The organism is Vibrio sp. AND4 (genome assembly GCF_000171815.1).
Classification (GTDB): domain Bacteria; phylum Pseudomonadota; class Gammaproteobacteria; order Enterobacterales; family Vibrionaceae; genus Vibrio.
The window spans coordinates 1-3,568 of record NZ_ABGR01000068.1 but is presented as its reverse complement, the minus strand read 5'-3'; the positions used below and the strand labels follow the sequence as shown (position 1 = coordinate 3,568).

Sequence of the window (3,568 nt, the reverse complement as noted above, 5' to 3'; positions counted from 1 at the left end):
ATAAAAGAGCCAAAGCTAGTACGCTTTGTATTGCGGAAGTTTTTCCACCAACTATTAAAGCTGCGTTTATCGTATGTAGATCCAGCTTCAGACCAGTCTTCAAATATGTCCCTTGCCGCATCACCGTATTCAGAATATAGCGCCCGGCCAATTTTGGACCAGTCTATATAAGGTAAGTCTGGAGAGATGTAACCGAGCGCTTCCTCGGCTTCATGCAATTCTAGTAGTATATGATTAGCCATCTTCGTTCCGTCTGATGACAGATACCACAATGTAAAAAAGTTATTATTAGTTAACTTTTTCTATTGCGTATGCATGAATAGGCCGCTAGAATTATAACCAACAATTTGAGTGTTATGGTTAGTCTCCAGCTGCCTATCACATAAGAAAAGTCGGTCGCCACAACCGGCTTTTTTTGTATCTGTATTTATTAAAATCTGTTTTAAATCAATAACATAGCTTAGTGTTTTTCTTTTTATTACCAGAAGCAACATCACCCACCATGCTTTGAACGTTATCTATAGCCACAATAGTAAACGATCTTTTCATAAATGGGAAATTCAAACTTGAGCTTCTTTGTATCAAAAATGACAAGAAAGTATATGTATCAGACCTTCTTATCGACAATACTTCTAAATACCACACCTTTTATCATAGTGGTTTCTGTCACGTTCATCACTTGATATTGAGAATTAAGTGGAACCAACATCTTTTTACCACAATCTTCAAGTAATTGCTTGAACGTTGCCTCTTGAGTCACTTCATCTACAGCAACAACATAGTCGCCTATCTCGGGTTCTATGTCTGGATTGACTAGAATTAAACTTCCATTCGGGAAAGTCTCTTTCATTTCACAGTTTTCCATTGAGTTTCCCGACACAACCAAGCCGAAAGTGTTCTTAGGCATTTTTCCAGTAACAAATTGTTTTTCTTGGTTGTAGCTCTCAATACATGGGCTCTCTGCCCAGCCACCAGCATTTACCCAACTTACAATGGGGATTTCTCTTCCAATAGCAGACGACACATGTCTTTTTCTTGGTGATTCCGTACTTACTTGTGGTTTTTCGTTACTGACAGTTCTTCCGAGCTTTCTTTCGAGATCGGATAAAGACCAGCCAAATAATTTGCAAAAACCATCAACGATTGGCCAGCTGGGGATCGCGCCACGTTCGATTCTTGAGAGAGTAGATGAAGAACAATCGATTCCCCACTCTTTAAATGTGGCTGCAACCTCATCAAGACTAAATCTCTTCGTTCTTTCAGTCTTTATTAACTCATGCAATTCCATCGCGCTGCCTTTTTTTTCATATATGAAAAATTGTCCTCTATCTCATATTTGACAGAACCATAGACGGCACAAAGTTGTAATACTTTACTTTGTGTCAAATATGAAATAAAGTCGTCATATGAAAACTCCTTTATATATGTGCCGAAAAAAAGAGGGTATTTCCTTAACACAGTTGGCTAAAGAGTGTTGTTCTAGTGACTCAACGTTGAGCCGGTTAGAAAGAGGGATATCTAAAAACTCATCAGGAGAGGTTTGTTTAAAAGTGGTTGATAGATACAAAAAAGATGGCTTATCCCTAGAGCATTTGATTTATCCAGAACGCTTCCCTGATTTCGCTATAACTAAAGAATAGTCAGTAGGTGGTAGTAATGAAACGTCGAAAAAACGACAACAGATTGTCAGCGATAGTGATTCGCCATATCAATTGCTATTTAGAAGAAATAGGTATTGCCGCCGAGAAGTACATAAGAACTCGCGTTTTACCTGAGCTAATCAAAGCTGGAGAGCTTTTTGAACCAGATAGAGAGATAGATAAATGGTACAAAAGTCAGTCTCGGCGTCTTGTTCGCTATATAGATGGTGAAAACCAACTCACAGTTAACTGGATACTACCTCTTATTTCTAGTCTCCCTCATGAGTACCAGCAGCCATTGAAGAATGAGCTTTGCGGAATGTTAGGTTCTTTCTTTGTTGCTTTAACAGCGATGGGACCACGGACTCAAAACAACGAAACTCGATCTCACCTTCCTCAAATGGCAAAAGAATGGGGTGACATCCTCATTAAATCAAATCCCGCTATGGATGGTGTTTTCACGTCTGATGATGATCCTACGGAAGTTCTTAACTACTCAAATGAGATAGCCGAGTGCATAGGCATTTTAATGGCTGAACTTGGTGCAATTTACCGGGCGACAGGGATTGAACCTTCTTCAGTAAAAGCGTACCGAAACAACTCTTTGTTTAATTAAAGGGGATGACCATGCGTAATAAGTATAACGAGGAAGGACTACGAGAAGAGCTTCGCTCTGCACTTTTAGTTATTCCCAGAACCAGAGGTCAGTTGGATGGTTTTGAACAAAATGGAAGTAGTGATGCACGGTTCCAACGTAGTAATTACCGAATTGAAGTTGGTGAGAAGGGCGAAGAATTGGCAAAAGTTAAGCCGCAAGTTGTTACCACGTTGGCATGTAAACAGTTTAAGCATTCCCCTATGCCACTGCCAGCGCAAGCGTTTAAGCATGCGAAATTGGTGCACGACATGAATAGTGCTCCGGAGCATATAGGTGATTGGCTCCGCTTCTGTTACAGCGAAGGAGCGCAAAGTCCTACAAAAGCTTTGTTAAGTGTCTTGTTAGCTCTCTTCTATGCAGAGGAACCTAAAACTCTTAGCGATGATTCTAAGGACTTGATAAAGCACCTTGCTCTACTCGCTTGTATGCAGAAGCGTGATCAGTTGAACGCCAGAAAAATGCAATTAACTCAGGTTGAGATAGCGAAGCTGGCTGAGAAGAAGCAGAAAGCGTGGGAGAAATCATGGGCTAAACGTTGGAATCGCCTGATCGATATTTTAGACAGATTTGATAAGGAAGGCTTGGACCATGTGCATGAACGAGGACGCAGCAGAAAAACTGCCAGAAGACATGCCGACGTGTCTATGCAATCTGTACTTCGGTCTGAAGCCAGAGAATTCGTGGCTGCCTGAATGGGGTTATAACAGAGCCACTAAGAAATTCATTTTGTTTTGCCCTAACTGTAAACAACAAGTTGGGCCTTTTGATAACAAGCCTGCTGCTATTGCTAGTTGGGCTTTGTTAAACCGTCATGGTGACGAGCATGTGTATAGACATTGGGCTAAATACTATGCCGAACATTACCCAGTGCCAGAGTACTTAACACAGTACTTACGTCAGGAGATAGCATGAATAAATTTTACCAAACGGAAGATAAAGCAGTATTGACAGCCTTATCTCAGCATAAGGCTGAAGCCAAAGATCTGAAGGCAGACTTTGATGCTTTTGCTAATGAGTTTAATGCTAAAGCTGTTTTTACACATTCTGTCCATGGAGTTCGATTTCATGGTTTGGCTCTTAACAATTCTTATACCCGAGAAGACGCTGCACTTTGGACGAAGCCAAAAGATGGCGTTAGCACCATTCGTTCTCGGATAAAAGGCAAGGAGAATGCTGCCAAGCTGAGAGAGCTTAAAAGCCGCTATCAAAACTTATTACCTGAGGTTAGTGAAGTTAGCTTAGATAAGTTCTTTGATGCCATTGGTACCCA

The 3,568-nt window shown here is 40.8% G+C and carries 6 protein-coding genes; 4 read left to right on the top strand and 2 right to left on the bottom strand.

All coding sequences use genetic code 11. The features are described 5' to 3' along the window. Positions 1-242, bottom strand: a 242-nt coding sequence (locus tag AND4_RS18455) for a PriCT-2 domain-containing protein (RefSeq protein ID WP_009844502.1), incomplete at its 3' end; no start/stop codon positions are given. 365 nt (positions 243-607) lie between these two features. Further along, positions 608-1,288, bottom strand: coding sequence for a S24 family peptidase (locus AND4_RS18445; RefSeq protein ID WP_009844501.1), 681 nt, complete (start codon positions 1,286-1,288; stop codon positions 608-610). A 118-nt stretch (positions 1,289-1,406) separates the two neighbouring features. Between AND4_RS18445 and AND4_RS19775 the strand changes: the two genes are divergently transcribed. The 4 genes from AND4_RS19775 to AND4_RS18430 form a co-directional block, all read left to right on the top strand. Beyond that, positions 1,407-1,640 (top strand): helix-turn-helix transcriptional regulator, encoded by a 234-nt coding sequence (locus AND4_RS19775; protein ID WP_083796311.1) that lies wholly within the window; start codon positions 1,407-1,409, stop codon positions 1,638-1,640. 16 nt (positions 1,641-1,656) lie between these two features. Beyond that, on the top strand, positions 1,657-2,256 hold the full coding sequence (locus AND4_RS18440; protein WP_009844500.1) for a hypothetical protein: 600 nt from the start codon (positions 1,657-1,659) through the stop codon (positions 2,254-2,256). An 11-nt stretch (positions 2,257-2,267) separates the two neighbouring features. Then, entirely contained in the window at positions 2,268-2,990 is a 723-nt protein-coding gene (locus tag AND4_RS18435; RefSeq protein WP_009844499.1) for a bacteriophage antitermination protein Q, read from the top strand. A 216-nt stretch (positions 2,991-3,206) separates the two neighbouring features. Beyond that, positions 3,207-3,568, top strand: a 362-nt coding sequence (locus AND4_RS18430) for a hypothetical protein (RefSeq protein WP_009844498.1), incomplete at its 3' end; no start/stop codon positions are given.

Coding starts and splice junctions, on each gene's coding strand:
- AND4_RS18440 (WP_009844500.1), top strand. CDS start 1,657: ATGAAACGTCGAAAAAACGACAACAGATTGTCAGCGATAGTGATTCGC.
- AND4_RS18435 (WP_009844499.1), top strand. CDS start 2,268: ATGCGTAATAAGTATAACGAGGAAGGACTACGAGAAGAGCTTCGCTCT.
- AND4_RS18445 (WP_009844501.1), bottom strand. CDS start 1,288: ATGGAATTGCATGAGTTAATAAAGACTGAAAGAACGAAGAGATTTAGT.
- AND4_RS19775 (WP_083796311.1), top strand. CDS start 1,407: ATGAAAACTCCTTTATATATGTGCCGAAAAAAAGAGGGTATTTCCTTA.